This is a genomic window from Nocardia sp. NPDC058176 (genome assembly GCF_042883805.1).
Taxonomy (GTDB): Bacteria; Actinomycetota; Actinomycetes; order Mycobacteriales; family Mycobacteriaceae; genus Nocardia.
This window is the reverse complement of sequence record NZ_JBHVVA010000003.1, coordinates 123,265-146,409: the sequence shown is the minus strand read 5'-3', so window position 1 is coordinate 146,409 and position 23,145 is coordinate 123,265. Positions and strand designations below refer to the sequence as shown.

Below are 23,145 nucleotides of genomic sequence, written 5' to 3'. Positions count from 1 at the left end.
CCATCAGGGAATGAGCACGGCGCGTCCGCGGATCGCGCCTGCGTCGAGTCGGTCGAAAGCGGTGCGGGCCGCGGCGAGGTCGAAGCATTCGACCTCCACGCGCAGTGCGCCCTCGGCCGCCAGCGCGACCACCGCCGTCAGGTCGTTTCTGGTGCCGCCGTAGGACTTTCGGACGGTGGCACCCCAGGGCAGGCCGGGCCCACCCGCCGGGCCCGAGTCGATGCCGGGGACGCCGCCGGCGAGCCCGACCATGCGGTAGGCGCCGTTCGGGGCGACGGTCTCGACGGCCAGCTTCGCGGTGGCGTCGGAGCCGACGAAGTCGAACACCGCCTCCGCGCCGCGGCCCCCGGTGAGTTCGAGGATCGCGGCGGCGGTGTCCGGACCCGCGAGCAGGGTGACATCGGCGCCGCAGGCGGTGGCCAGGTCGAGCTTCTCGGCACTCACGTCGACCGCGATCACCCTGGTCTCGGTGGTCGACTTCAGCAGCTGGATCGCAACGTGGCCGAGGCCACCGATGCCGATGGCGACCGCGGTCGCGCCCGGCCAGAGCTGGTCGGTGGCGCCGCGGATGGCGTGCATCGGGGTCAGGGCGGCATCGGCGAGCGGGGCGGCCTGGGCGAAACTCAGTTCGGCGCCGATCGGGACGAACGCACTGGCCGGGATGCGCACGTACTCGGCCATCCCACCGTCGGGGCCGAGTCCGGGACACGGCGGCATCGCGCCGCGCCCGGCGGCCAGGCAGACGTTCTCGTTGCCGCGCAGGCATTCTCGGCATTGCCCGCACGACCAGCACAGGTAGACGATCCCGCGCTCACCCACCGCCCGGTACACCACGTCGGCACCGACGGCTTCGACGGTGCCCGCGATCTCGTGGCCGAGGGTGAGCGGGTCCTCGCGCAGCGGGAACGGCAGGCCGAGGACGAAGGAGTCCGAGTGGCAGATCCCGGCGGCCCCGACCCGCAGCAGCAGGTCACCGGGGCCGATCTCGGGGATGGGGACGGTCCGCAGTTCCAGGGTGCCCGGTGCGGTCAGCTGCATCGCGCGCATGGTCATCGCTGCCCCACCGCGTCGAAGACCGCCTTCAGGTACTGGTCGCAGCGGTCGGAACCGATCAGGCCGGTGGCCATCCGATTCATGGTGTAGGCGAAGGTGATTCGGCGGTCGAGGTCGTTGACGACCATCGAACCGCCGTACCCGGCCCACCAGCAGACCCGGCCGTCCGGGATGTGCGGGAAGGTCTGCGGGCGGGGCAGGCCGTAACCGATGCCGAAGCGCAGCGGGGTCAGCAGGGCCAGGTCGATGCCGTCGGCCTGCTCCCGGAAGATCAGGTCGATGGTGGCGGGCGAGAGGAATCGCCTGCCGCTCAGTTCGCCGCCGCAGGCGATCAGCGACTGCACGCGGGCCACCGAGCGGGCATTGCCGTGCCCGTTGACCGCGCCGTTCTCGGCCTCGCGCCAGCCCGCGGAGGCGGTTTCGGCGATGTCGAGCAGCGGGCTGGTGAGCGTCTTGATGAGCACGCTTTCCTGGTCGAGGGTCGACAGGTCGAACTCGGGCAGCTGCGGTGGGATCAGGGTGGCGATCCGGTCGGCGTGCTCGGGGCCGGTGCCGATGTGGAAGTCCGCGCCGAGGGTGCCCGCGAGTTCGGCGGCGAAGAACTGGCCGAGGGTGCGGCCGGTGATCCGGCGGACCAGCTCACCGATGAGGTGGCCGTAGTTGAGCGCGTGATAGCCCGAGGCGGTGCCGGGTTCCCACCACGGGGCCTGGGCGGCCAGGCGGGCGGCGGCGGCCTCGGTGTCGTAGATGTCGGTCAGTTCGATCGGTCGGTCCCAGCCCGAGACGCCCGAGGTGTGCGCGAGCAGCTGCCTGACCGCGACCTCACCCTTGCCCGCGGCCGCGAACTCGGGCCAGTAGTGGGCCACCCGTTCGTCGACATCGAGTTCGCCCGCCTCGACGAGCAGCAGGGCGCACAGCGCGGTCATGGTCTTGGTGACCGAGAAGACGTTGACCAGGGTGTCGGCGCGCCACGGCGTGGTGCGGTCCGGATCGGCGTGACCGCCCCACAGGTCGAGGACCGGATCGCCGTCGACGGTGACGCACAGCGCGGCACCGAGTTCGGCACCGGAATCGAGTTGTTCGTCGAATACCGCACGCACACCGGCGAATTCGTCCTGACAGAATCCCGATGCGCTCATCACCGCACCCCCGCCGTCGCCCGAGCCGACACCGGCAGCGTATTGCCTGCCGCGGCAGCACGTTTGGCGCCGCGCTCCAATTCCTTGCCGAGGCGGCGCACATACGGCTCGAATTCGATCTGGATCGTGTGGCGCGGCGACTCGTAATAGCGCCCGGTGCGGGCCGATTCCTGTTCGCGCACAGCGGTATCGATCTGCTCGCGCGAGGGCAGGTGGTAGCGGCCGGTCAGATAGGCGGCCACCAGCTTGCTCTGCTGCTCCGCGAAGTTGACCAGCGTGGGCATGGGCTGGGCGAGGCCGAGATAGAACAGATTGTCCACGCCGGGCTTCATCATCATCGCGAACAGCGGGAACCGATTGGCGGCATCGGGGACCAGGGCCGGATCGGTGAAGAACGGGAAGCTGATGTGATAGCCGGTGGCGCACAGCACCACATCGACCCGCTCACTGCTGCCGTCGGCGAAATGAACGGTGTCGCCGTCCAATCGGGTGATCGCGGGCTTGCACACCACATCACCGCAGCCCGCGCGGTGCAGGAATTCCTCACTCGCCGACGGATGCGCCTCGAACGGTTCGTGATCGGGCGCGGGCAGGCCGTAGTTCTGCATCTCGCCGCGGTTCTTGCGGACGAACCGCTGCTTGAGCTTCAAGGCGACCTTCGCCGGAATCCACGAGGGCATCGACCGCCGGTCCCCCACTTGACCGTTGACGTACTTGGGCAGCACCCAGACGCCACGCCGCGCCGAGACGAACAGTTTCTCGGCGAGGAATCGCTGGGACAGTTCCGAGGCGATGTCGAGGCCGGAATTGCCCATCCCGACGACCACGATCCGCTTGCCCCGCATGTCGATCGGATCGAAGGGGTCGTTGTAGGCGTGACTGTGCATGAGGACACCGTCGAATTCGCCCGGGTAATCAGGGAATCGCGGGTTCCAGTGGTGGCCGTTGCAGACGATGAGGGCGTCGAAGATCTCGGTGTCGCCGGTACTCGTCGTGACCCGCCACATACCGTCGTCATCCCGCTCGGCGGCGGTGACCAGGGTGTCGAAGCGGATGTGGGGCCGCAGGTCGAAATGGTCGACGTAATCCTTGAAGTACTGCAGCAATTGGGAGTGGTGCGGGAAGTCCGGCCAGTCCGCGGGTGCCGGGAAGTCCTCGAATTGCAGGCGGTACTTGGAGGTGTCGATGTGCAGGCTCTGATAGCAGGCCGACATGCCGTTGGGATTCTTGAAGTACCAGTTGCCGCCCACCTCGTCGGAGGCTTCGTAGCAGACGAACGGAATGCCGTGTTCGGCAAGACGTTTGGCGGCGGTGATACCCGACGGCCCGGCGCCGATGACGCACACCCTCGGCAATTCACGTGTATTCATGCACAACTCCTGAGCGGCGGGTCGACGATGACCCTGCCGAAGTGACGTGAGCCACACGATAGCGTCTCACTGGACATCATGTCCAGTGAATGAGCGGATCGTCTAGGATGGGGCCATGTCGTCCGAACCGACCGCCCGCCGCGGCTCCCTGCGCGAGGAACAGAAACGCCTGACCAGGGCCCGGATCGTCGAGACCGCGCGCGGGCTGTTCGAGACCCAGGGCTATTCCGATGTCCGGGTCGACGACATCGCCGCGGCGGTCGGCTGTAGCAGAGCCACGTTCTACCTGCACTTCACCGGCAAACCCGAGGTGCTGCGCGCCATCGCGAACGAGGGCACGCTCAACAGCGTCCGGCTCTTCTACGCCGACCTGGACCGCGTACTCACCACCGGTTCCCGAGACGCGTTCCAGGGCTGGATGTCCCGGGCCATCGACTGGTTCAGCGTGAACCGGGACATGCTCCCGGCGTGGGACCAGGCCACCGCGATGGAACCCGAATTCCGGGCGGTGGCGCGCGAGGGCATCATGACCCTGGCCGACAGCATGCCCGCCTACCTGGCCCGCTGGCCCGAACACCGCCGCGACGAGGCCCGGCTGCGGATCGAGCTGCTCGTCGCCCAGCTGGAACGGTTCTTCACCCGCTGGGCCATGCAGGGCACCATCGACGTCACCGCGGAGCAGGCCGCCACGGTCCTCACCGACGTCTGGTTCCCGGCGCTACAGGCACCGTGAGCTCAGAGCAGGCCCAGACCGCGGGCCTGCGCGATGGCCTCGGCGCGGGCGTTCACGCCGAGCTTCTGGTAGATGCCGCGCAGGTGGGTCTTCACGGTGTTCACCGAGATGCCGAGGTCGCGGGCGATGCTGATCGCCGTCATCCCGGACGGGAGTTGGCGCAGCACAACGAGTTCGGTGTCGGTGAGCTGCGGCGCGCCCACGGCCGCGCCGCGCTGGGCGCGGATCCGGTCGACGAAGGCGTCGTAGCGGCCGAACCGGCCACCCAGCCGGTCGAGGAGCTCGGCCGCGCCCGGTACGTCGAGGAACGGGCGGATCAGCTGCTCGCCGTCGGCGTGGGCGAGGGCCTGTTCGATCGCGTCGTCGACCTTGCGGGGACGATCGAGCCGGTCGGCGGCGACCGCGACCAGCAGCCAGGCCGTCACCAGCGCCCCCGGCCCGAGCACCGGGGCACCGGCGAGCAGCGGCTCGAGCAGGGTCATCGCGGCGGCGGGGCGGTGGGTGTAGACGGCCAAGCCCGCCTCGGCGACCGCCTGCTCTGGCACCGGGCCGAGCGCGCGCGCCGCGTGGTCGACCAGCTGCTGGGCATCGGCGCGCGCCTGCAGCCGCAGCAGCAGCCACAGCACGTCGACGATCTGCGCGCCGAGTCCGAACAGCAGCGGCGACTCGTCGAGCAGCCGGTGCACCTGCTTGCTCATGACGGTCGCGGCGGCGGCACGGTCGGTGGTGTCCGCGAAGCTCAGCAGGCCGATCACGATCGCGGCCTGACGTAACGGGGCGGGCACCATGGACTCGTGCGCGGTCGACCCCGGCAGATTGGGCAGCGGGCGCTCGAACTCCATTCCCTGCCGATAGGCGCCGTGGGCCGCGATCATCCGGGCCAGCGCCGCTTCGGTGGACCCGGTGAGCTCGTGGCGGCGCGCGCAGTCGATGGCCTGCGCGGCCAGGGTGCGCAGCTCCCCCACCCGGCCCGCGGCGCCCGCCGCCATGGCGGTCGCGGTGCGCGCGCGCACGGCCACCCGCCCGAGACCCGCCTCCTCGGCGTGCACGATGGCGTGACGCAGCGCCGTCGCGCCCGCCTCGGCGTCACCACCGAAGACCTCGGCGGTGCCGCAGTGCAGCGCGGCGTAGCAGTCCAGATCGTGGTGCCCGGTCAGCGCGGGCAGCGGCCACCGCGTCGACGCCGAATCACCCACCAGCACAGCGACTCCCGCGCTCACGGCCTGGTCGAGCGCGTGCACCAGATCGGCGGGGGCCAGCCGGGAGAGTCCGCCGACATGGGCGGCTTCGAGGTAGACCTCGGCGGCCGCGATATCGCCCGACTCCACGGCGACGGCCGCGCGCAGCAGGCGCACGAAGGTGTCCTCGGCCAGGTCCGGTACGTGCTCGACCGCCGCGAGGAGAGTGTGCCCCGCACCCACGAGCACCATCCGCGGGCCCCACTCCCGCAGGAAGATCGCGAGACCGGGTGCGCCCGGCTCGGCGAGCACGTGCTCGAGCGCGGGGACGGGCATGGCGGCGGCGGTGAACCACTCGGCAACCCGGCGATGACCGGCGGTCAGCCGTTCCGGCCTGGTGTGCACGGCCTCGGCGAGCAGGTAGGCGCGCAGCAGCGGATGGTAGGTGTGCCAGAGTTCGCCCCCGTGCGCGACGGTCTGCAGGGGGAAATTGGCGCGCAGCAGTTCGTCGATGATCCTGGCCGCGTCCTCGCCTGCCAGTTCCTCGGCCAGCGGCAGGCAGAACTGCGCGGGCACCGCGGTGGCGAGCAGGAAGTCGAGGGTCGGCGCGGGGAGCGAGTCGAGGAGTTCGGCCACCAGGAAGTCGGCGACCGCGTGCGAGGGGCGGGCCAGCGCGGTGAGCGCGGTGTCGCGGTCGGCCGCGTTGGCCGACAGGTAGATGGCCGCGATCCGGACCAGCGCGGCCCAACCGCGGGTCAGGTTCTGCACCACGGCGAGTTCGGCGTCGTCGAGGCGGCAGCCGTGCTGGGCCAGCAGCTGGGCGATCCGGTCCGGGGAGAGCGCGAGCTCGGCGGCACCGATCCGGGTGAGCCGACCGGCCAGGTCGAGGGTGTGCCAGCGCAGCGGTGGATCGAAACGGCCCGCGATCAGCACGGTGAACTGGGTCGGCAGGTGGGTGAGCAGGAATTCCAGACCGGCCAGTTGCAGCGGATCGGTGAGCAGGTGGGCGTCGTCGATCACCAGCACCGTCGGCTCGTCCTCGGCCAGCACCGCGATCAGGTCGGCGGCGCGATCCACCGGTGTGCGCAGCAGTCCGTCGGGGCCGAGGTCGGGGGCCGGGTCGAGCATCCTGGACAGCGTCGCGAGCAGGTCGCCGCCGTCGGCGCGCCGATCGGTGACGGTCGACCAGAGCACGCGCGGGCCACGCTTGCGGTGCAGCCTGCTCACCCAGTCGACCAGCACGACGGTCTTGCCGCTGCCGGCCGGACCGCACAGCAGCACCGTGTGGCCGCCAGCGGCCAGTGCCCGGTCGAAGCGGGCGAACGCCGCACCGCAGCGCACGGGCGCGAAGGACAGGTCCGGGATCGTGCCGCTGTGACCGGCGACAGCTACCACCGGGCTGTCACCGTGGAAGTCCAGCGAACTCGACGACGAAGCCATCATCACCCTCCTGAACTCGCAGTTTCACCGCGCGGCGGTGAGATCCGCAGAGCTCGACGGTAGGCGAAACGACGGCTGTGCGTTTGCCAGTGGCGGGCCGAACGGCCGCTCGTTATCAGATCGACGTGATCGCCGAGGTTCATCGATCAGTCGGGCAGCTGGGACATGCCGAGCAGGGTGAGGCCGAGGGTGTCGAGGCGGGCGAGCACGCCGCGCATGGCCGTGTTGTCGGCGATGACGCCGTAGAGCGTGGTGGTCCCGGTCGGTGAATGCGCGCTGGGGCGCAGCTCCGGAAATGCCGCGAGGACACGCTCGGTCAGCTCGCCCTCGATGACGAACTGGTAGCGGCGGGGCCCGGACGTCGACATGGGACAAGTGTCGCGGCCGGTCGGCGCGGCCGCCTCATCCCCTGCGGGTGATTTTCGGGCGTCACCTGCGTCTCACCGGTCATCCTGATTTTAAACATCTTTATTTCAGTTTTGGGGACAGCGGTCGCGTCCGGTGGCTAATGTCGCGCTCACCACGCTCCGTGGGACAGCGCGAACAGGAGAACATCATGCAGACCCACCAGGCACGACGCGCCGGTTTCGGACTCACAGCAGGCACCGCGATCGCCGCAGCACTGGTGCTGGCGGCACCGCAGGCCTCGGCACTCGTGCAGGGCATCACGGTCAGCGGCAGCACCCACTACGTGGGCACGCCGTACACCGTCACCGCCGACGTCACCGCGACCTCGTTCCTGTTCTCGGTGACCTTCACCGACAACGGCACCCAGATCGGTGAGCCGGTCGCGGTGAAGAACGGCAAGGCGACCATCACCTGGACCCCGACCTCGGCCGGTACCCACCAGCTCAAGGCGGTCCAGGAGATCATCAGTTCCAAGACGATCACCGTCGAGGTCGCCGAGAAGCCCACCACGCCGCCCGGCGGTGGCGGCACCGGCTCGGCCGATCTGGGCGGTCTGCTCACCGGCTCGGCGGGCTAGTTCGTCCCGACGGCCGCCGCGACTCCGATCGCGGCGGCCGTTGCCGTGTCCAGGATCTAGCGTTTTCGCGGCAGGGTTCTGGCGTAGGCCGCCCCGCGCTCGACCCATTCCCGCAGGCCCGCGTCGTCGTCGAGAGCCGTTGGCGTCACCAGGATCCAGCCGGTCATCTCCCGGCCGCCCATCACCATCGGCGTCGCGATGGGAGCGTCGAGGAGCGCGTCGAATTCGGCGCGGTCGACCCGCACCATCAGTCCGTCCTCGCCCGCGACGGCGACCGCCATGTTGCCGCCGATCAGGAAGGCGAGTCCGCCGAACATCTTCTTCTCGACGACATCCGATGCCGGGTCAAGGCTCTCCCGGATCCGCTCGGCGAGTTCCTCGTCGTATGCCATCGTCTCAGTGTGCGCCGGGGTACCGACAGGTTCTATCGGGCGCCGAGGGCGGCGGCGAACATCGGCCAGGAATCGTGGACGTCGTCCTGCCAGTAGGGCCAGGCGTGCGTGCCCGCGGCCCGGAAGCGGACATCGGCGGGGATACCGAGTTCGGCCAGGCGCCCGGCCAGCGGGTTCGAGCAGCTGCCGACCACGGCTTCCATGACGCCGCCGACCAGCAGGCGGTCGAGCAGGACGCCGACATTGCCCGCGATGCTCGGGGCGTTGATCGCCTCGTGCGGGCCGGGCAGGCCGTTGCCCGAGGACAGGTAGATGGCGGTGCCGCGCAACCGTTCCGCGTGCACGACCGGATCGTTGGCGGCCCAGGCCGGGTCGCCGGGGCCGCCCCACATGTTGGTGGCGTCCGCGCCGAAGGTGGCCAGCTGGGCGCGGACCAGGGTCTGAGCCAGCGCGTTCGCGGTCTGGGTGCAGCCGCTGAACGCGCCGACGGCACGGTAGAGACCCGGTGCGGCGATGGCCAGGTTCAGCGCGGAGGTGGCCGACATCGACAGTCCGGCAACGCCGTTGGCGCCACTCATGCCGAAGCGTTCGTTGAGCAGCGGCGGCAGTTCGGCGGTGAGGAAGGTGGTCCACTTGTTGCGGCCCAGCGCCGCGTCGTCGCGCTGCCAGTCGGTGTACATGCTGGCGCGGCCGCCGATCGGGACGATCACATTGACCGGCTTGTCGGCGAAGAAGTCGACCACATCGGTGCGGCGCATCCACGGCCCGCCGCTCTCGCCGCCGTCGACGGCATTGAGCAGATACAGCGCGGGCGCGCCGGCACCGGGATGCGACATCCACACCGTCACCGGACGATTCATCGCCGCCGAATACACGACCACTTCGAATTGCCTGCCGCCGAGCGGACGGACTTCCAGGATTCCCGGAGCGGCCGAGGCTGCGGGCGCGACCACGAGACCGCAGCCGAACAGGACGAGCAGACAGCACAGGAGCCGACGCATGAGGTCGAGTGTGCCGCACCGACCGGCTAACGTCCGGCATTACCCCGTTCGTGTCCGGGTTGTGCGCATTCGTCCGGAAAACACGCACGAAGCTCGGTGTGGTGCGCCGAGTGGACGGTTGTCGCGGTTCCACAATCCGGCGGACGGTCGGCCGGACCGACGACCAGCGGACTTCCGGCAACCTACGCCGTCGACCCCGACCCGGTCGCCGACGCCGGTGCGGCATCGGCCTCGACCACCTCGGTAAGCACCGTGCTCAGGTTCGACGCGGTGATGCCGAAGGTGGTGCGCAGGGCGGTGTCGTCGACAACGAACTCCCGATGCGACATGTGCTCGGTCTCGAACAGTTCCGGCCAGAACGGATCGTCGCGGCCGAGTTCGGTGATCTCGGCGGCCGAGAGCACCGCGAGGTCGGGTTCGGGCGCAGCGGCCAGTTCCGCGAGCCCGCGGGCGGCGGTGCGCACTGTCGTGGTGATCATCGGTGCGTGCCAGGCGCGGCCCCACGACCGGTCGTCACGGGCGACGGTGACCAAGGTCGCGGCCGCGTCGCCGATCGCGGTGAACGAGTGCGCCAGGTCGAGCGACTGCGGCACCTGGGCGGCCGTCCCGGCGAGCACCGCGGGCTGCACCATCAGCGAGAAGATCGAGACCGCGCCGACCCCGAGGAACTGCCCGGCGCGCACCTCGGTGACCCGCAGCCTGCCCGCCTCGTGCGCGGCCAGCGCCTCGGTCCACATGCGCGCCCTGACCGCGCCCTTGCCGCCGGTGGCCGCGAGCGGGGTGCGCTCGGTGACGACACCGTCGACGGGACCGTAGCCGTAGAGATTGCCCAGCATCACCAGGTTCGCGCCCGCCGCTTCGCTCGCGCGCAGGATCGAATCGAACAGGGGCGGAACGGTTTCCGGCCAGGTGTGATACGCGGGCATGGCCAGGTTGAACACGGTGTCGGCGCCCGCGGCCAGCGTGGTCAGCGCGTCGGTGTCGAGGGCGTCGAGCGCCACCCGGTCGATGCCGGGGTGCTCGGGTCCCAGCCCGCTGCGGCTCACCATCCGGACCGCATCCCCGGATTCGGCTAGCAGCAGCGCGGTGGCGGTGGCGGTACCGCCACGACCGATGACGACATGTGTTGACATGCGAATTCCCCTTTGTAGCAACATCTTTGGAATGCAACGGCAGGAAGTTCCTGCGTGCACCGTCAACGATGCCGCCCCGGCGAACGCTAGACTAGTGGCCGGAATGCCAGCTATCCCAAGGATCAGGCCATGAAGACCATCGCCGTCGTCGCCGTTCCGCCGGTGAAGTCGTTCGACCTGTCCATGCCCGAGACGCTGATGGGCTCGGTCGAGGTCGACGGTGCCCCCGGGTACCGCGTGGTGGTCTGCACCGCTGATCCCGGTGTTCTGCCGTCGACGCCGGGCGGGTTCGACGTGGTCATCCGGCACGGTCTCGATGTGCTCGACACCGCCGACACCGTCATCGTGCCCAGCAGCGGCAGCCGCACCGATGCCGATCCGGTGACCCTCGCCGCCCTGCGCGGCGCCGTCGAGCGCGGTGTGCTGGTCACCTCGATCTGCAGCGGCGCCTTCGTCCTCGCCCAGGCCGGGCTGCTCGACGGCCGCACCGCCACCACGCACTGGGCCCTCGCCGACGAACTCGCCCGCGAGCATCCGCTGATCCGGGTGCGCGCCGACGCGCTGTTCATCGAGGACGGCCCGGTGACCACGGCCGCGGGCGCGGCCGCGGGCATCGACCTGTGCCTGCACCTGATCCGCACCGACTACGGCGCCACCGTCGCCAACGCGGCCGCGCGCGCCGCCGTGGTGACCCCGGTCCGGCCCGGCGGTCAGGCCCAGTTCGTCGACACCGCGCTCCCGCCGGACACCGATCTGTCGCTCTCGGCCACCCGGGCTTGGGCCATGGAACGCCTCGACACTCCCCTGTCACTCCGTGAACTGGCCGAGCATGCCAGGACCAGCGTGCGCACCCTCACCCGGCGCTTCCACGACGAGACCGGGCTGAGCCCACAGAAGTGGCTGCTGCACCAGCGCATCCACCGGGCCCGCGAACTGCTCGAGTCGACTTCGCTACCGGTCGACCAGGTGGCCCGGCACAGCGGGATCGGCTCGGCGGAAGCACTGCGCCAGCACATGATCCGCCACCTCGGTGTGCCGCCGAGTATCTATCGGGCGAACTTCACCACTACCCGTTAGGCGGGTAGCCGGGGTAGGGCAGGTAGCCGATCGGCGGGGGCGGGGCGAAGTACGGCGCGGACTTGCGGTTCCAGATCAGGACCAGCGCGGCGATACCGATCGCCAGGATGACCGTGCTGAACAGCACCGGGATGAGCTGCCCCTCGACTCCGGTGAACAAGCTGACCAGGCCGAAGAGATAGAACAGCACATTGATGCCGAAGAACACAGTGCCGGTGATCCTGGCCCAGTTCTTGCCCGCGCGAGTGGTGAAGGCCATCCACACCCACAGTCCGGCGGTGATCAACGCGCCGATGACGGCGCCGCCGAGGGCGCCGTAGACGATCATGTCGATCCCGGACTCACTGAGCACACCCTCGGACGACCGCTCGGCCTCCGCCCTGAGGTCGGAGATGGTGGTGAGCGAGTACAGCGCGCTGAGCACGGTGACGATCGCGCCCGCCAGCATCACGTAGAACGCGGTCTGGATGTTCTGCGGCACCACGCGCGGACCGGCCTGGCCCGCCTGCGGAGCACCGGGATACGCCCCCTGCGGACCGCCCGGATACGGGGGTGCGGCGGGATACGGCGTCTGAGCCGAGCCGGGCTGCCCACCCGGGTACGGCTGCTGGGCGCCCGGGTACGGCTGCTGGGCACCCGGGTGCTGCGGCTGCGCGCCCGGGTACGGCTGCGCGACGGGGTACTGCGGCTGCGAGGCGGGGTACGCGGACTGCGCGCCCGGGTAGGGCGGCTGCGCCGCATCCGATGCCTGCGCACCCGGGTGGGGGCTGCCCTGCGGGCTCGGCGGCTGCGGGATCGCCCCGCCCTGCGACGGCGCGGGCGCCGACCACGGGCTCACCACCGTCTCGTCGGGATACGACGTCGGCTCGTCCTGTGACGGCTGTCCCTGACCTGCGGACGGGTCTGTCATGGCGGCTGCTCCCCCTTCGAACGGAATCAGCTCAACCCTATCCGCAGCGGCCGACATCGACGACTCCTGGGCAAGCGTCCGGCTACAAACCCCCGGTGACCCTCAGCCCGGCAACGACCGGACCCATGGGCAGCTCAGCACGCGCGCGCGACCCAGCCAGCTCCCGCTCAGCGCACGCGCGCGCGAACCAGTTCCCGCGCCGCGGTGCGGTAGCGATCGGCGATCAAGCGCACCACCGCGGGATGCACGCCGATCGGCTCGGCCACTCCATCGGCGCCGGCATCGTGCAGGCGCTGATGGAACAGGCCGTGGGCCAGCAGATAGGAGGCGATGAACACCCGTTCGGCGCCCGCGGCACGCAGGTCCGCGACGGTTTCGGGGACGCGGGGAGCGCCGGTCGCCACGTAGGCGATGCGCACCGGCGCGCCGAGCTGTTCGGCGAGCATGCCCGCCGCGCGTCGAACATCTTGGCGCGCACGCGAATCCGAGGAACCGGCGGCGGCGAAGACCACCGCGTCACCGGGTCGCCAGCCGGCGGCCCGCAAACGCAGCGCCATCACCCTGGTCAGGGCCGGGTCGGGGCCCATGGCCGCGGTCACCGCGACCGCGGTGTGGCCGCTCTCGGCGACCTCGCGCGGAACGTCCTGGTAGACGTGATATCCCGAGGCGAGGAACGCGGGCACCAGCACGGCGGGACCGTCGAGGTCACGCAGTACCTCCGCCGGAGAAGGGCCGAGGACGTCGACGAAGGCCGTGCGCAGCGCCGGATTCGGCGCCGCCCCTTCGGTTTCCGAACCATCGGCGCCACGCCCCGAATACGCGGCGCCGAGCTCTGTTGCCACCGCGTCGGCGAGCGCGGCGATCATCTCCACGCCGCGCGCGCTGCGGGTGCCGTGCGCGACGAGCACCAGGGCCGGATCACCCGGCCGCGCGGTACTCACCACACCCCGATCGGTTGCGTCGGCCGCGGCGACCTGGCCGGGGTGCCGATGCCCGCGGGGTGCGGCGGCTGGACCGGTGCGCGCACCGGGGTGTCGGAGCAGTCGGCCGCGTCGAGGGCGAGCCGGTAGCCGCGCTTGACGACGGTCTGGATGGCCTTGGGCGTGCCGAGTCCGGCCCGCAGGCGGGCGATGGCGGTCTCCACCGCATGGGTGTCGTCACCGCCGCCGGGCAGCGCCGCGAGCAGATCCTCGCGCGAGACCACCCGGCCGGGCTGGCGGGCCAGCGAACGCATCAGCGCCATCGGCGCGGGCGCCAGCTGACGCACGGAACCGTCGACGACCACACAGCCACCACGCACGCTGATCAGGTGACCGGCCGCGTAGATGCGGCTGGCCCGGCGCGGCAGTTCCTCGGCCACGTGCCTGGCCAGCGCGCCGAGGCGGGCACGGCCGGGCATGGTGGTCGGCACGCCGAGTTCTTCCAGCGGTGCCGCGGTGATCGGGCCGACGCAGGCGGCGAGTACCCGGCCGCGCAACGCGTGCAGCACCGACTCGAGCGAGCCGGTCTCCTTGGCGCGCATCAGCATCGAGGCCACCGCGGGCGCGCTGGTGAAGGTGACGCAGTCGAGGCTGCCGGAGACGATCGAGTCGATCATGGCGTCCATCGGGCCGCGATCGGCGGGCGGTTCCCAGCGGTAGACCGGCACCGGAACCACATCGGCGCCCGCGCAGCGCAGCACCTCGCAGAAGTCCGGAACCGGCTCCCACTCGGTGGTCGCGCCGTGCAGCTGCACCGCGATCCGCACACCTTCCACGCCCTCGGCGAGCAGGTGGTCGAGCACCTCGGCCGAGGACTCCGACGCCGGCGACCACTCCTCGCGCAGTTCGGCGGCGCGGATCGCGCCCTTGGCCTTGGGGCCGCGGGCGAGCATCCGGGTGGAGCCGAGGGTCTCCCGCAGTACTTCGGCCAGGCCCCAGCCCTCGGCGGCCTCCATCCAGCCGCGGAAGCCGATGCCGGTGGTGGCGACGGTGATCTGCGGCGGATCGGCGATGAGCTGTTCGGTGACCCGTTCGAGCTCGGTGTCATCGGCCAGCGGAATGATCCGGATGGCGGGGGCCGAGACCACGGTCGCGCCCTTGCGGGTGAGCAGCGTGCCGAACTCCTCGGCGCGGCGGGCGGCGGTGATACCGATGGTGAACCCGGCCAGACCAGGAGTTGTTTCGGTCGGAGAGGTCATGAAGTCACCGGTTCGTTGGACACCGCGACGACGCCACCGTCGAGCTGCACGGCGTGTACCGGCAGCGACTGGGTCTCGTCGTCGAGACAACGCCCGTCGATGAGGGAGAACGCCTGCTTGAGCAGCGGCGACGCGACGACGGGAACGCCACCGCGATCACCGACGATGCCGCGCGACATCACCGCGGCCCGGCCGATCGGGTCGATGTTGCCGACCGCGGCCAGCGTGCCGTCCGCCAGCAGGAACAGTGCGGCCTGCCGGCCGCCTTTCAGCAGGACAGCAACGCCGCGGCCCGGGATCAGGAAGTCGAGCCGGCAGGCCTGGGTCCAGCCGGTTGTCGTCTCCGTGGTGATGGTGGGTGTGTCGATAACGGTCATCGGTTCCTCCTCCGAGCGCCCTACCTATTGGTACAGGCGCCCTGTTTCCGCAGGGTTAAGCGCCTATTTCCCGGCTGCTGCTGTGTCCGAGCCGACACCGGCGCCGACCTGCGGCAAACCCAGAAGCACTGGTACCTTGCGTTCTCCGCTGTCGTCGAACGAGATCGTGGGATCGGCTTCGTCAGGGGCATTGACGAAGGAGACGAAGCGGGAGAGCTTGTTCTCGTCCTCGAGCACGGCCGCCCACTCGTCCTTGTAGCCCTCGACGTGCTTGTCCATGGCCGCCTCCAGATCCCCGGCGATGCCGAGACTGTCGTCACAGACGACGGCCTTGAGGTAGTCCATGCCGCCTTCCAGCGCCTCCTGCCAGGGCGCGGTGCGCTGCAGGCGGTCGGCGGTGCGGACGTAGAACATGAGGTAGCGGTCGATGTAGCGGATCAGGGTCTCGTCGTCGAGCTCACCGGCCAGCAGCACCGCGTGCTTAGGAGTCAGGCCGCCGTTGCCGCCGACGTAGAGGTTCCAGCCGTGCTCGGTGGCGATCACGCCGACGTCCTTGCCCCGGGCCTCGGCGCACTCCCGTGCGCAGCCCGACACGGCCAGCTTGATCTTGTGCGGCGAGCGCAGGCCGCGGTAGCGCTTCTCCAGCAGCACGGCCATGCCGACCGAGTCCTGCTGGCCGTAGCGGCACCAGGTGGACCCGACGCAGCTCTTCACCGTGCGCAGCGACTTGCCGTACGCGTGGCCGGACTCCATGCCCGCGTCGACCAGGCGCTTCCAGATCAGTGGCAGCTGCTCGACGCGCGCGCCGAACAGGTCGATGCGCTGACCACCGGTGACCTTGACGTAGAGGCCGAACTCCTTGGCCACCTCGCCGATCACGATCAGCTGCTCGGCGGTGACCTCGCCGCCGGGCATCCGCGGCACCACCGAGTAGGTGCCGTTCTTCTGCAGGTTGGCCAGGAAGTGGTCGTTGGTGTCCTGCAGCGCGGCCTGCTCGCCCTCGAGGATGTGGTCGCTCGAGGTCGAGGCCAGGATCGAGGCCACGGTCGGCTTGCAGATGTCGCAGCCGGTGCCCTTGCCGTGCTTGGCGATCAGCTCGGAGAAGGTGCGGATGCCGGTGACGTTGACGATGTCGAACAGCTCGGCGCGCGACTGGCCGAAGTGCTCGCACAGCGCCTTGGACATGGTGACGCCGGACTGCTCGAGCAGCTTCTTGATCATCGGCACACAGCCACCGCAGGAGGTGCCCGCGTTGGTGCAGCTCTTGACGGCGGGGATGTCGCAGGCGCCCTCGGCGATCGCACCGCAGATCGAGCCCTTGCTGACGTTGTTGCACGAGCAGATCTGCGCGTCGTCGGGCAGCGCGTCGGCGCCGAGTTCGGCACCGGCCGGGGAGATGAGGGTGGCCGGGTCGGCCGGCAGCGGGCGGCCGACCAGCGGGCGCAGCGCCGAGTAGGCCGAGGCGTCACCGACCAGGATGCCGCCGAGCAGGGTCTCGGCGTCGTCGGAGACGACCAGCTTGGCGTAGGTGCCCTTGGCCGCGTCGTGCAGCACCACCGACAGCGCGCCCTCGGTGGTGGCGTGCGCGTCACCGAAGGAGGCGACGTCGACACCCATCAGCTTGAGCTTGGTCGACATGTCCGCGCCGGGGAACTCGCCCGCCCCGCCCAGCAGGCGGTCGGCGACGATCTCGGCGGTGGTGTAGCCGGGGGCGACCAGGCCGTAGCAGACCCCCTCGACCGCGGCGCACTCACCGATCGCGTAGATGTCCGGGTCGGAGGTCCGCAGGCCGAGGTCGGTGAGGATGCCGCCGCGCGCGCCGGTCTCGATGCCCGCGTCCTTGGCCAGCTGGTCGTGCGGACGGATACCCGCCGAGAACACCACCAGCGAGGCCTTGATCTCGGACTCGTCGGACAGGTGCAGGGTGACCTGGTTCGGGCCGTCCTCCTCGAGCGAGACGATCTTGGCCGTGCCGACGCCGGTGTGCACGTTCAGGCCGATGTCGGAGACCAGCTTCTCCAGGATCGCGCCGCCGCCCGCGTCGACCTGGGCGGGCATCAGCCGGTCGTTGTACTCGATGACGTGCGGGGTCATCCCCATCAGGCGCAGCGCGTTGGCGGCTTCCAGCCCGAGCAGACCGCCACCGATCACCACACCGTGCGCGCCGGGACCGGCGGCCTCGGCGGCGGCCCGGATGCCGTCGAGATCCTCGATCGTGCGGTAGACGAAACATTCGGGCAGGTCGTGGCCGGGCACGGGCGGCACGAAGGCGTACGAACCCGTCGCCATGACCAGCGCGTCGTAGCCGATGACCTCGCCGGTCGAGCTGGTGACGGTCTTGGCCGCCCGGTCGATGGCCGCGCCGCGCTGGCCGAGCCGCAGGTCGACCAGGTCGTCACCGGCGTAGGTGTTGCCGGGCAGGGCCAGCTCGTCGGGGTTCCAGTTGCCCACGTAGTAGGACAGGCCGACGCGGTCGTAGGCGGGCAGCTTCTCCTCGGACAGGATCACCACCTGCCACTGACCGGCCTCGTCGCGCGAACGCAAGGCCTCGACGAAACGGTGTCCGACCATGCCGTGGCCGATCACGACCGCGGTCTTGCGCTGGGTGGGAGCGATGGGGTTCATGAGATGACCTCCTTGATGATGGTCGGGCGTCAGCCGCGAGCCGACGAAGTGGACGACTGCTCGGCCTCGAGCACCAGGCTCTCGGCCTCGACCACGACATCGGAGTCGACGGGCACAGCAGCGGAGTGGGGGCGGCGCAGGAACACCAGGTAGGTCACCGTGGCGCAGAGCACGTAGAACCCGAGGAACACCATGAAGGCGGTGGTCGCGGACTGGGTGGTGGCGTAGGAGGTGCGCAGCGCCAGGTTGATCCCGACGCCGCCGAGCGCGCCGATCGCGCCGACGAAGCCGATCAGCGCGCCGGAGGTGTTCTGCGCCCAGGACGACTGCTCGGCGGGGGTGCCTGCGATCGACTTGGACTTGGCCTCGAACACCGACGGGATGATCTTGGTGACCGAGCCGTTGGCGAAGCCCGACACGATGAACAGCGCGATGAATCCGGTGACGAGCAGGGCCATGGTCGCCCCGGTCGCGACACCGGCATTGCCGTCGGCACGCGAGCTGGCGACGATCACCACCAGGGTGGCGGCCATCATCACGAAGAAGCTGCCGATGGTGACCCGGCTACCGCCGAGCCGGTCGGCCAACTTGCCGCCGTAGGGGCGGGCCAGCGAACCGAGCAGCGGGCCGATGAAGGCGATCGAGGCGGCGTGCACGGCGGCCTGGGCGGCGGTGTCGCCACCGGCGATGAAGCTGATCTGCAGGATCTGGCCGAAGGCGAAGCTGTAGCCGATGAACGAACCGAAGGTGCCGATGTAGAGGAACGCGATGGCCCACGACTGCGGCACCCGCAATGCGGTGACCATGGAGGACAGATCGGCCTTCTGGTTGGTCAGGTTGTCCATGTACAACGCGGCGCCGAGGGCGGTCACGCCGACCAGGACCAGGTAGATCGCGCAGATGATGGAGGCGTAGTCGCTGCCGAGGGTGGCCAGCACCAGCAGGCCGAGCAGCTGGATGACCGGGACGCCGATATTGCCGCCACCCGCGTTCAGCCCCAGCGCCCAGCCCTTGAGCCGCTGCGGGTAGAAGGCGTTGATATTGGTCATCGACGAGGAGAAATTGCCGCCGCCGAAGCCGGCGAAGGCCGCCACGATCATGAAGGTCGTGTACGAGGTGCCCGGCTGGTTGATGAAGTAGAGCGTCAGCAGCAGCGGGATCAGCAGCATGAAGGCGCTGAAGATGGTCCAGTTGCGCCCACCGAAGCGCGCGGTGGCCACGGTGTAGGGCACCCGCATGACCGCGCCGACCAGGGTGGGCACCGCGACCAGGAAGAACTTGCCCGCGGCGTCGATGTGGAACTGGTCGGCGGGCATGAACAGCACCATGACCGACCAGATCGACCACACCGAGAACCCGACGTGCTCGGCGAACACCGACCAGATCAGGTTGCGCTTGGCGACGTCCTTGCCACCGGCCTCCCAGGCCGCGACATCTTCGGCATCCCAGTGCGCGATGTCGTGGTTACGCTTCAGCGTGCTCAAGTTGGGCCTCCCAAAAGTGCGATGGCCCAACGGTAGGAAATGGGTATTGCCGAAATGCTGCGGGAAATGTCGCGCGAATCAACGGTTTCTCACCTGACGCATCAGAGGTAGGTGAGATCAGCCCTTTTGTTTCGGGCATGTGACACAACGATTTCCGCGCGTAAGCAAGCAGCGAGAATTCGCGAATATCACCCGTGAGGGTGTGACGTACACAGCATTACCGCGAACGCACCGGCTCGCAACTCGAACGGTGAGCTCAATTCCAGGTGTCTTCGAGCATGCGGGGTTTGCAGGCCTGCCAAGCTCCGGCCAAGAGCACGCCGAGGGCGACGAACAGCAGGGCGAACGGGGCGGTCCAGCCGCCGGTCCAGTCGTGCAGCATGCCGAACAGCAGTGGGCCGGTGCAGGCGATGGCGTAGCCGACGCCCTGGGTGAACCCGGACAGCGCCGCCGAGCCCTGCGGGGTGCGGGTGCGCAGGTTGATCAGGGTCAGCGCCATCGGGAAGGTGCTCGGGCCCAGGCCCAGCAGCACCACCCACAGCAGCGGCACGGACATCGGTGCCACCAGCAGGCCGACGAAGGCGGTGGCGAACAGCACCATGCACCCGACGACGACGGGGAACGGATTGCGCATCCGCGACACCACGGTCGGCGCGCCCAGCGCGGGGATCAGGCCCATCAGCGCGAACAGCCCGACCATGCTGCCGCCGAAGCCCGCGCTCGCGCCCGCGTCGGACAGGATCTTGGGCAGCCAGGCAAACATCGCGTAGGTGGTCAGCGAGGTCATGCCGAACATGCCCGCCATGCCCCAGGCCACCGGCGAACGCCACACCTTGCCCGCGGCGGCCGCGGGTTCGGCGGGCAGCGCGGTTTTGTCGATCAGGTCGCGACCGCGCCGGTCGCGCAGCACCACCAGCCACGGGACGGCGGCGGCGAAGCCGACCAGGGCCCACACGCCCATCGAGATCCGCCAGCCGTGGCCCTCGGCCAGCGGCACCGCGACGAAGGCGGGAATCACGGTGCTCAGCTGCACCATCACGATGTAGAGCGAGCTGATCGCGGCGAGCTGATCGGCGAAATACCGCTTCACCAGCGGCGGAATCACCACATTGCCGATGCCCATGCCCAGCAGCGCGACCCCGGAGAACACCAGCAGCTCGGCGGTGTTGGCCATGAACACGCGCACCAGCGACCCGGCCCCGGCCAGCAGCATCGCGATCAACACCGTGCGCTCGAGCCCGAACCGGCGCACCAGCATCGGCGTGAACAACCCGGCCACGCCGAACATCGCGGTCGGCAGCATCCCGAAGATCCCGACCACCGCGGTCCCGTACCCGATATCCGCGCCGATCCGCTCGGCCAGCGGACTGAACGCCGTCACCGCGGCCCGCAGAGTGAGCGCGGACATGATGATGGCGGACAGGACCAGCAGGCGGCCACGGATCAACGCGCGGGCGCGGGCGCGCCGAGTGGCTTCGGGCAGGGATCGGCTGTCGGGCAGGGTCGCGGTCACCACGAAATCATAGGATGACCCTACGATCGAAGCAAACAAGTGTGAGCGCCGGTACTCTGACTACGTGCAACCCGTCCGGCGAACCAGCCTCATCGCCCAGGTCACCGAGCAGCTACGAGCCGAGATCCGTTCCGGCCGTTGGCCCGTCGGTCGACGAATCCCCACCGAACCGGAGCTCACCGAGCTCACCGGGACCGGGCGAAACACCGTGCGCGAGGCCGTCCAGGCGCTCGTGCACGCGGGCATGCTCGAGCGCCGCCAGGGCTCGGGCACCTATGTGATCGCCACCTCCGAGGTCGGCGGCACCCTGGCCAAGTACTTCGCCGACGCCGAGGAACGCGACATCCTCGAGCTGCGCCAGGCCCTCGACACCACCGCGGCCGGCCTGGCCGCGCGCCGCCGCGACGACACCGACATCGCGAACCTGCGCCGCCTGCTCGCCGAACGCAGCAACCGCAGCTGGACCGAACCCGACCCGGTCACCATCGCCGCCGACGTGGAATTGCACCGCGCGATCGTGGTCGCCAGCCACAACGCGGTATACCTGGAGTTCTACGATTCCCTGCTGCCGATCATCGAGCAGGTGATCCACGCCAGGACCGCCAAATCCGACGACTCCTACGACTCCGAGCACGCCGAACTCGTGCAGGCGGTGATCGACGGTGACGCCGAGAAGGCGGTCCAGGCCACCAGCTGCTTCCTCGGCTCGCTGATCGCCGAGTATCCGGACCGCTGAGTTTCGTCCTACATCCAGGTAACCGACCCGTCACCGCGGGAGCCGACGCCCCGTGAGCCCTAGTTGGCGGGAACGTCACCTGAGGCCATTCTCACGCAACAACCGGTTTCTACCTTTATCAGGACCCCACCCGAAGCCCGTCGCCGCCGCAGCCGACGCGCTTCTATCGAGCCCGATCGAGAGGAAGCCGATGACCGCAATCGCCGCCACCGGCCAAGAGACGGACGCTCCGTCCTTCGAATATGAGAAGAAGGGCCGCTGGCTGACCCAGTGGGAGCCCGACAGCCCGAAATTCTGGGAGTCCGGCGGTGAGCGCACCGCCAAGAAGAACCTGTGGTTCTCCGTGTTCGCCGAGAATCTCGGCTTCAGCGTTTGGGTGCTGTGGGGTTCCATCGTCACCGCCATGGGCGCGGCCGGCTTCAGCTTCCTGGAGGGCCTGGGCACCGGCAATCCGACGGCGGTCGCCAACGCGCTGCTGCTGACCTCGGTGCCCACCCTGGTCGGCGCGACCCTGCGCATTCCCTACACCTTCGCGGTCCCCCGCTTCGGTGGCCGCGCGTTCACCGCGTTCAGCGCGGCGATGCTGCTGATCCCCACCCTCGGCATGGCGTTGTTCATCAACCAGCCGGGCACGCCGATGTGGGTCTTCGTGCTGCTGGCCGCGCTCGCCGGTGTGGGTGGCGGTAACTTCTCCTCCTCGATGGCCAACATCTCGTTCTTCTTCCCCGAGGGCAAGAAGGGCGCCGCGCTCGGCATCAACGCCGCGGGCGGCAATCTCGGTGTCGCGCAGACCCAGCTGGCCGCGCCGCTGCTGATCACCCTCGGCACGCATCTGCTGGCCAAGGACGCCGCGGGCTACCGATTCGGCATCACGCTCGCCATCCTGGTGTGGGTGCCGTTCATCGTGGTCGCCGCGGTCGGCGCGCTGCGGTACATGGACTCGATCGTCTCGGCCAAGGCCGACGGCAAGTCCTACAAGCTGGCGCTGACCAATCCGCACACCTGGATCATGTCGTTCCTCTACATCGGCACCTTCGGCTCGTTCATCGGCTTCTCGTTCGCGTTCCCGACGCTGATCAAGGCCAACTTCCCGCACCTGGCCGGGATCGGCTGGATCACCATGGTCGGCAACCTGGCCTTCCTCGGCGCCTTCGTGGGCTCGTTCAGCCGTCCGGTGGGCGGGTGGATCTCCGACAAGGTCGGTGGCGCCCGGATCACCGTGCTCGTCTTCAGCGGCATGTCGGTCGCGGTGGCGCTGATCATGGCCGCGCTGTCGATGAAGAGCTTCCCGCTGTATCTGACCGCGTTCCTGCTGCTGTTCGTGCTCACCGGCATCGGCAACGGCTCCACCTACCGGATGATCCCCTCGATCTTCGGTGCCACGGCCAAGAAGTACGCCGCCGAGCACGGTCTCGAGCTGACCGAGGCGCAGGCCTCGGCGCGGCGCCAGGCCGGTGCCGCGATCGGCGTGATCGGCGCGGTCGGCGCCTTCGGTGGCTTCATCGTCCAGCAGGCACTTCGCCTGTCCAACATCAACTTCGGCTCCATGGCGCCCGCCTTCTGGGCCTACGCGGTCGCCTTCCTGGTGATGGCCGGGGTCACCTGGTGGTACTACCTGCGCTCCTCGTTCGCGATCGAGAAGGTGCCGTCGCTGGCCTACGCCAACGTCTGACGCCAGATCGGAAGGCCACGTCCGGAATTCGGTTTCCGGGCGTGGCTTTCCGCTGTGTACCAACACCTTTCACGGCAGTTGGTGGTCAGCGCACCGCTGGACCCCGTATTCTGGAGGCCGGACTTGCATCGGGGCGGGCAGAGGTGAG

At 69.6% G+C, this 23,145-nt stretch carries 20 protein-coding genes; 5 read left to right on the top strand and 15 right to left on the bottom strand.

Annotated features, from left to right (window positions below; all coding sequences use genetic code 11):
- Positions 1–3 precede the first annotated feature (3 nt).
- From ACFVVM_RS18810 to ACFVVM_RS18800, 3 genes are read right to left on the bottom strand one after another with little or no spacing between them, the layout of a single operon-like run.
- Positions 4–1,047: an NAD(P)-dependent alcohol dehydrogenase gene (locus ACFVVM_RS18810; RefSeq protein ID WP_387620869.1), complete on the bottom strand. Its 1,044-nt coding sequence runs from the start codon at positions 1,045–1,047 to the stop codon at positions 4–6.
- 2 nt (positions 1,048–1,049) lie between these two features.
- Positions 1,050–2,192, bottom strand: a complete 1,143-nt coding sequence (locus tag ACFVVM_RS18805) for a serine hydrolase domain-containing protein (protein ID WP_387619609.1) — start codon at positions 2,190–2,192, stop codon at positions 1,050–1,052.
- Entirely contained in the window at positions 2,192–3,562 is a 1,371-nt protein-coding gene (locus ACFVVM_RS18800) for a flavin-containing monooxygenase (RefSeq protein WP_387619606.1), read from the bottom strand. The genes ACFVVM_RS18805 and ACFVVM_RS18800 overlap by 1 nt, the downstream gene beginning before the upstream one ends.
- A 115-nt stretch (positions 3,563–3,677) precedes the next feature.
- Here ACFVVM_RS18800 and ACFVVM_RS18795 point away from each other — a divergent pair, with 115 nt between their 5' ends.
- Entirely contained in the window at positions 3,678–4,295 is a 618-nt protein-coding gene (locus ACFVVM_RS18795; protein WP_387619603.1) for a TetR/AcrR family transcriptional regulator, read from the top strand.
- A gap of 2 nt (positions 4,296–4,297) precedes the next feature.
- Here the strand turns inward: ACFVVM_RS18795 and ACFVVM_RS18790 are convergent, their stop codons facing one another.
- Entirely contained in the window at positions 4,298–6,913 is a 2,616-nt protein-coding gene (locus ACFVVM_RS18790) for a LuxR C-terminal-related transcriptional regulator (RefSeq protein WP_387619600.1), read from the bottom strand.
- Positions 6,914–7,059: 146 nt separating this feature from the next.
- Positions 7,060–7,281 carry a hypothetical protein gene (locus ACFVVM_RS18785; RefSeq protein WP_387619597.1) on the bottom strand — a complete coding sequence of 74 codons (222 nt, stop codon included), beginning with the start codon at positions 7,279–7,281 and terminating at the stop codon, positions 7,060–7,062.
- 188 nt (positions 7,282–7,469) lie between these two features.
- On the opposite strand from ACFVVM_RS18785, the gene ACFVVM_RS18780 reads away from it, so the two are divergent.
- The gene (locus tag ACFVVM_RS18780; RefSeq protein WP_387619595.1) at positions 7,470–7,898 is read left to right on the top strand and encodes an Ig-like domain-containing protein; all 429 of its coding nucleotides are present in this window, start codon (positions 7,470–7,472) and stop codon (positions 7,896–7,898) included.
- Between the two features lie 56 nt (positions 7,899–7,954).
- Here ACFVVM_RS18780 and ACFVVM_RS18775 read toward each other — a convergent pair whose 3' ends face one another.
- The 3 genes from ACFVVM_RS18775 to ACFVVM_RS18765 all read right to left on the bottom strand — a co-directional run bounded on the left by ACFVVM_RS18775 (position 7,955) and on the right by ACFVVM_RS18765 (position 10,424).
- Positions 7,955–8,290 carry a TfoX/Sxy family protein gene (locus ACFVVM_RS18775; protein WP_387619592.1) on the bottom strand — a complete coding sequence of 112 codons (336 nt, stop codon included), beginning with the start codon at positions 8,288–8,290 and terminating at the stop codon, positions 7,955–7,957.
- 32 nt (positions 8,291–8,322) lie between these two features.
- Positions 8,323–9,291: an alpha/beta hydrolase gene (locus tag ACFVVM_RS18770; RefSeq protein WP_387619589.1), complete on the bottom strand. Its 969-nt coding sequence runs from the start codon at positions 9,289–9,291 to the stop codon at positions 8,323–8,325.
- A gap of 182 nt (positions 9,292–9,473) precedes the next feature.
- Positions 9,474–10,424 (bottom strand): NAD-dependent epimerase, encoded by a 951-nt coding sequence (locus ACFVVM_RS18765; protein WP_387619587.1) that lies wholly within the window; start codon positions 10,422–10,424, stop codon positions 9,474–9,476.
- Between the two features lie 129 nt (positions 10,425–10,553).
- On the opposite strand from ACFVVM_RS18765, the gene ACFVVM_RS18760 reads away from it, so the two are divergent.
- Positions 10,554–11,501: a GlxA family transcriptional regulator gene (locus tag ACFVVM_RS18760; protein ID WP_387619584.1), complete on the top strand. Its 948-nt coding sequence runs from the start codon at positions 10,554–10,556 to the stop codon at positions 11,499–11,501.
- Here ACFVVM_RS18760 and ACFVVM_RS18755 read toward each other — a convergent pair.
- From ACFVVM_RS18755 to ACFVVM_RS18725, 7 genes are all read right to left on the bottom strand, one after another.
- On the bottom strand, positions 11,491–12,411 hold the full coding sequence (locus tag ACFVVM_RS18755) for a hypothetical protein (protein WP_387619582.1): 921 nt from the start codon (positions 12,409–12,411) through the stop codon (positions 11,491–11,493). The two genes, ACFVVM_RS18760 and ACFVVM_RS18755, sit on opposite strands and share 11 nt — an antisense overlap.
- A gap of 167 nt (positions 12,412–12,578) precedes the next feature.
- On the bottom strand, positions 12,579–13,277 hold the full coding sequence (locus ACFVVM_RS18750; RefSeq protein WP_387620867.1) for a sirohydrochlorin chelatase: 699 nt from the start codon (positions 13,275–13,277) through the stop codon (positions 12,579–12,581).
- Positions 13,278–13,348: 71 nt separating this feature from the next.
- Positions 13,349–14,590, bottom strand: a complete 1,242-nt coding sequence (locus tag ACFVVM_RS18745) for a uroporphyrinogen-III synthase (protein ID WP_387619579.1) — start codon at positions 14,588–14,590, stop codon at positions 13,349–13,351.
- Entirely contained in the window at positions 14,587–14,967 is a 381-nt protein-coding gene (nirD, locus tag ACFVVM_RS18740) for a nitrite reductase small subunit NirD (RefSeq protein WP_387619577.1), read from the bottom strand. The genes ACFVVM_RS18745 and nirD overlap by 4 nt, the downstream gene beginning before the upstream one ends.
- A 63-nt stretch (positions 14,968–15,030) precedes the next feature.
- A complete protein-coding gene (nirB, locus tag ACFVVM_RS18735; RefSeq protein ID WP_387619575.1) occupies positions 15,031–17,592 on the bottom strand; it encodes a nitrite reductase large subunit NirB in 2,562 nt (853 codons plus the stop codon).
- 29 nt (positions 17,593–17,621) lie between these two features.
- The gene (locus ACFVVM_RS18730; protein WP_387619572.1) at positions 17,622–19,076 is read right to left on the bottom strand and encodes a nitrate/nitrite transporter; all 1,455 of its coding nucleotides are present in this window, start codon (positions 19,074–19,076) and stop codon (positions 17,622–17,624) included.
- A gap of 256 nt (positions 19,077–19,332) precedes the next feature.
- The gene (locus ACFVVM_RS18725; protein WP_387619570.1) at positions 19,333–20,589 is read right to left on the bottom strand and encodes an MFS transporter; all 1,257 of its coding nucleotides are present in this window, start codon (positions 20,587–20,589) and stop codon (positions 19,333–19,335) included.
- Positions 20,590–20,653: 64 nt separating this feature from the next.
- Here ACFVVM_RS18725 and ACFVVM_RS18720 point away from each other — a divergent pair, with 64 nt between their 5' ends.
- Positions 20,654–21,325, top strand: a complete 672-nt coding sequence (locus ACFVVM_RS18720; protein ID WP_387619568.1) for a FadR/GntR family transcriptional regulator — start codon at positions 20,654–20,656, stop codon at positions 21,323–21,325.
- 190 nt (positions 21,326–21,515) lie between these two features.
- Positions 21,516–22,997, top strand: coding sequence for an MFS transporter (locus ACFVVM_RS18715; RefSeq protein ID WP_387619565.1), 1,482 nt, complete (start codon positions 21,516–21,518; stop codon positions 22,995–22,997).
- Positions 22,998–23,145 lie beyond the last annotated feature (148 nt).

Coding starts and splice junctions, on each gene's coding strand:
- ACFVVM_RS18750 (WP_387620867.1), bottom strand. CDS start 13,277: ATGATCGCCGCGCTCGCCGACGCGGTGGCAACAGAGCTCGGCGCCGCG.
- ACFVVM_RS18795 (WP_387619603.1), top strand. CDS start 3,678: ATGTCGTCCGAACCGACCGCCCGCCGCGGCTCCCTGCGCGAGGAACAG.
- ACFVVM_RS18780 (WP_387619595.1), top strand. CDS start 7,470: ATGCAGACCCACCAGGCACGACGCGCCGGTTTCGGACTCACAGCAGGC.
- ACFVVM_RS18770 (WP_387619589.1), bottom strand. CDS start 9,291: ATGCGTCGGCTCCTGTGCTGTCTGCTCGTCCTGTTCGGCTGCGGTCTC.
- ACFVVM_RS18755 (WP_387619582.1), bottom strand. CDS start 12,411: ATGACAGACCCGTCCGCAGGTCAGGGACAGCCGTCACAGGACGAGCCG.
- ACFVVM_RS18760 (WP_387619584.1), top strand. CDS start 10,554: ATGAAGACCATCGCCGTCGTCGCCGTTCCGCCGGTGAAGTCGTTCGAC.
- ACFVVM_RS18775 (WP_387619592.1), bottom strand. CDS start 8,290: ATGGCATACGACGAGGAACTCGCCGAGCGGATCCGGGAGAGCCTTGAC.
- ACFVVM_RS18745 (WP_387619579.1), bottom strand. CDS start 14,590: ATGACCTCTCCGACCGAAACAACTCCTGGTCTGGCCGGGTTCACCATC.
- ACFVVM_RS18785 (WP_387619597.1), bottom strand. CDS start 7,281: ATGTCGACGTCCGGGCCCCGCCGCTACCAGTTCGTCATCGAGGGCGAG.
- ACFVVM_RS18765 (WP_387619587.1), bottom strand. CDS start 10,424: ATGTCAACACATGTCGTCATCGGTCGTGGCGGTACCGCCACCGCCACC.
- nirD (WP_387619577.1), bottom strand. CDS start 14,967: ATGACCGTTATCGACACACCCACCATCACCACGGAGACGACAACCGGC.
- nirB (WP_387619575.1), bottom strand. CDS start 17,592: ATGAACCCCATCGCTCCCACCCAGCGCAAGACCGCGGTCGTGATCGGC.
- ACFVVM_RS18715 (WP_387619565.1), top strand. CDS start 21,516: ATGACCGCAATCGCCGCCACCGGCCAAGAGACGGACGCTCCGTCCTTC.
- ACFVVM_RS18805 (WP_387619609.1), bottom strand. CDS start 2,192: ATGAGCGCATCGGGATTCTGTCAGGACGAATTCGCCGGTGTGCGTGCG.
- ACFVVM_RS18810 (WP_387620869.1), bottom strand. CDS start 1,047: ATGCGCGCGATGCAGCTGACCGCACCGGGCACCCTGGAACTGCGGACC.
- ACFVVM_RS18790 (WP_387619600.1), bottom strand. CDS start 6,913: ATGGCTTCGTCGTCGAGTTCGCTGGACTTCCACGGTGACAGCCCGGTG.
- ACFVVM_RS18800 (WP_387619606.1), bottom strand. CDS start 3,562: ATGAATACACGTGAATTGCCGAGGGTGTGCGTCATCGGCGCCGGGCCG.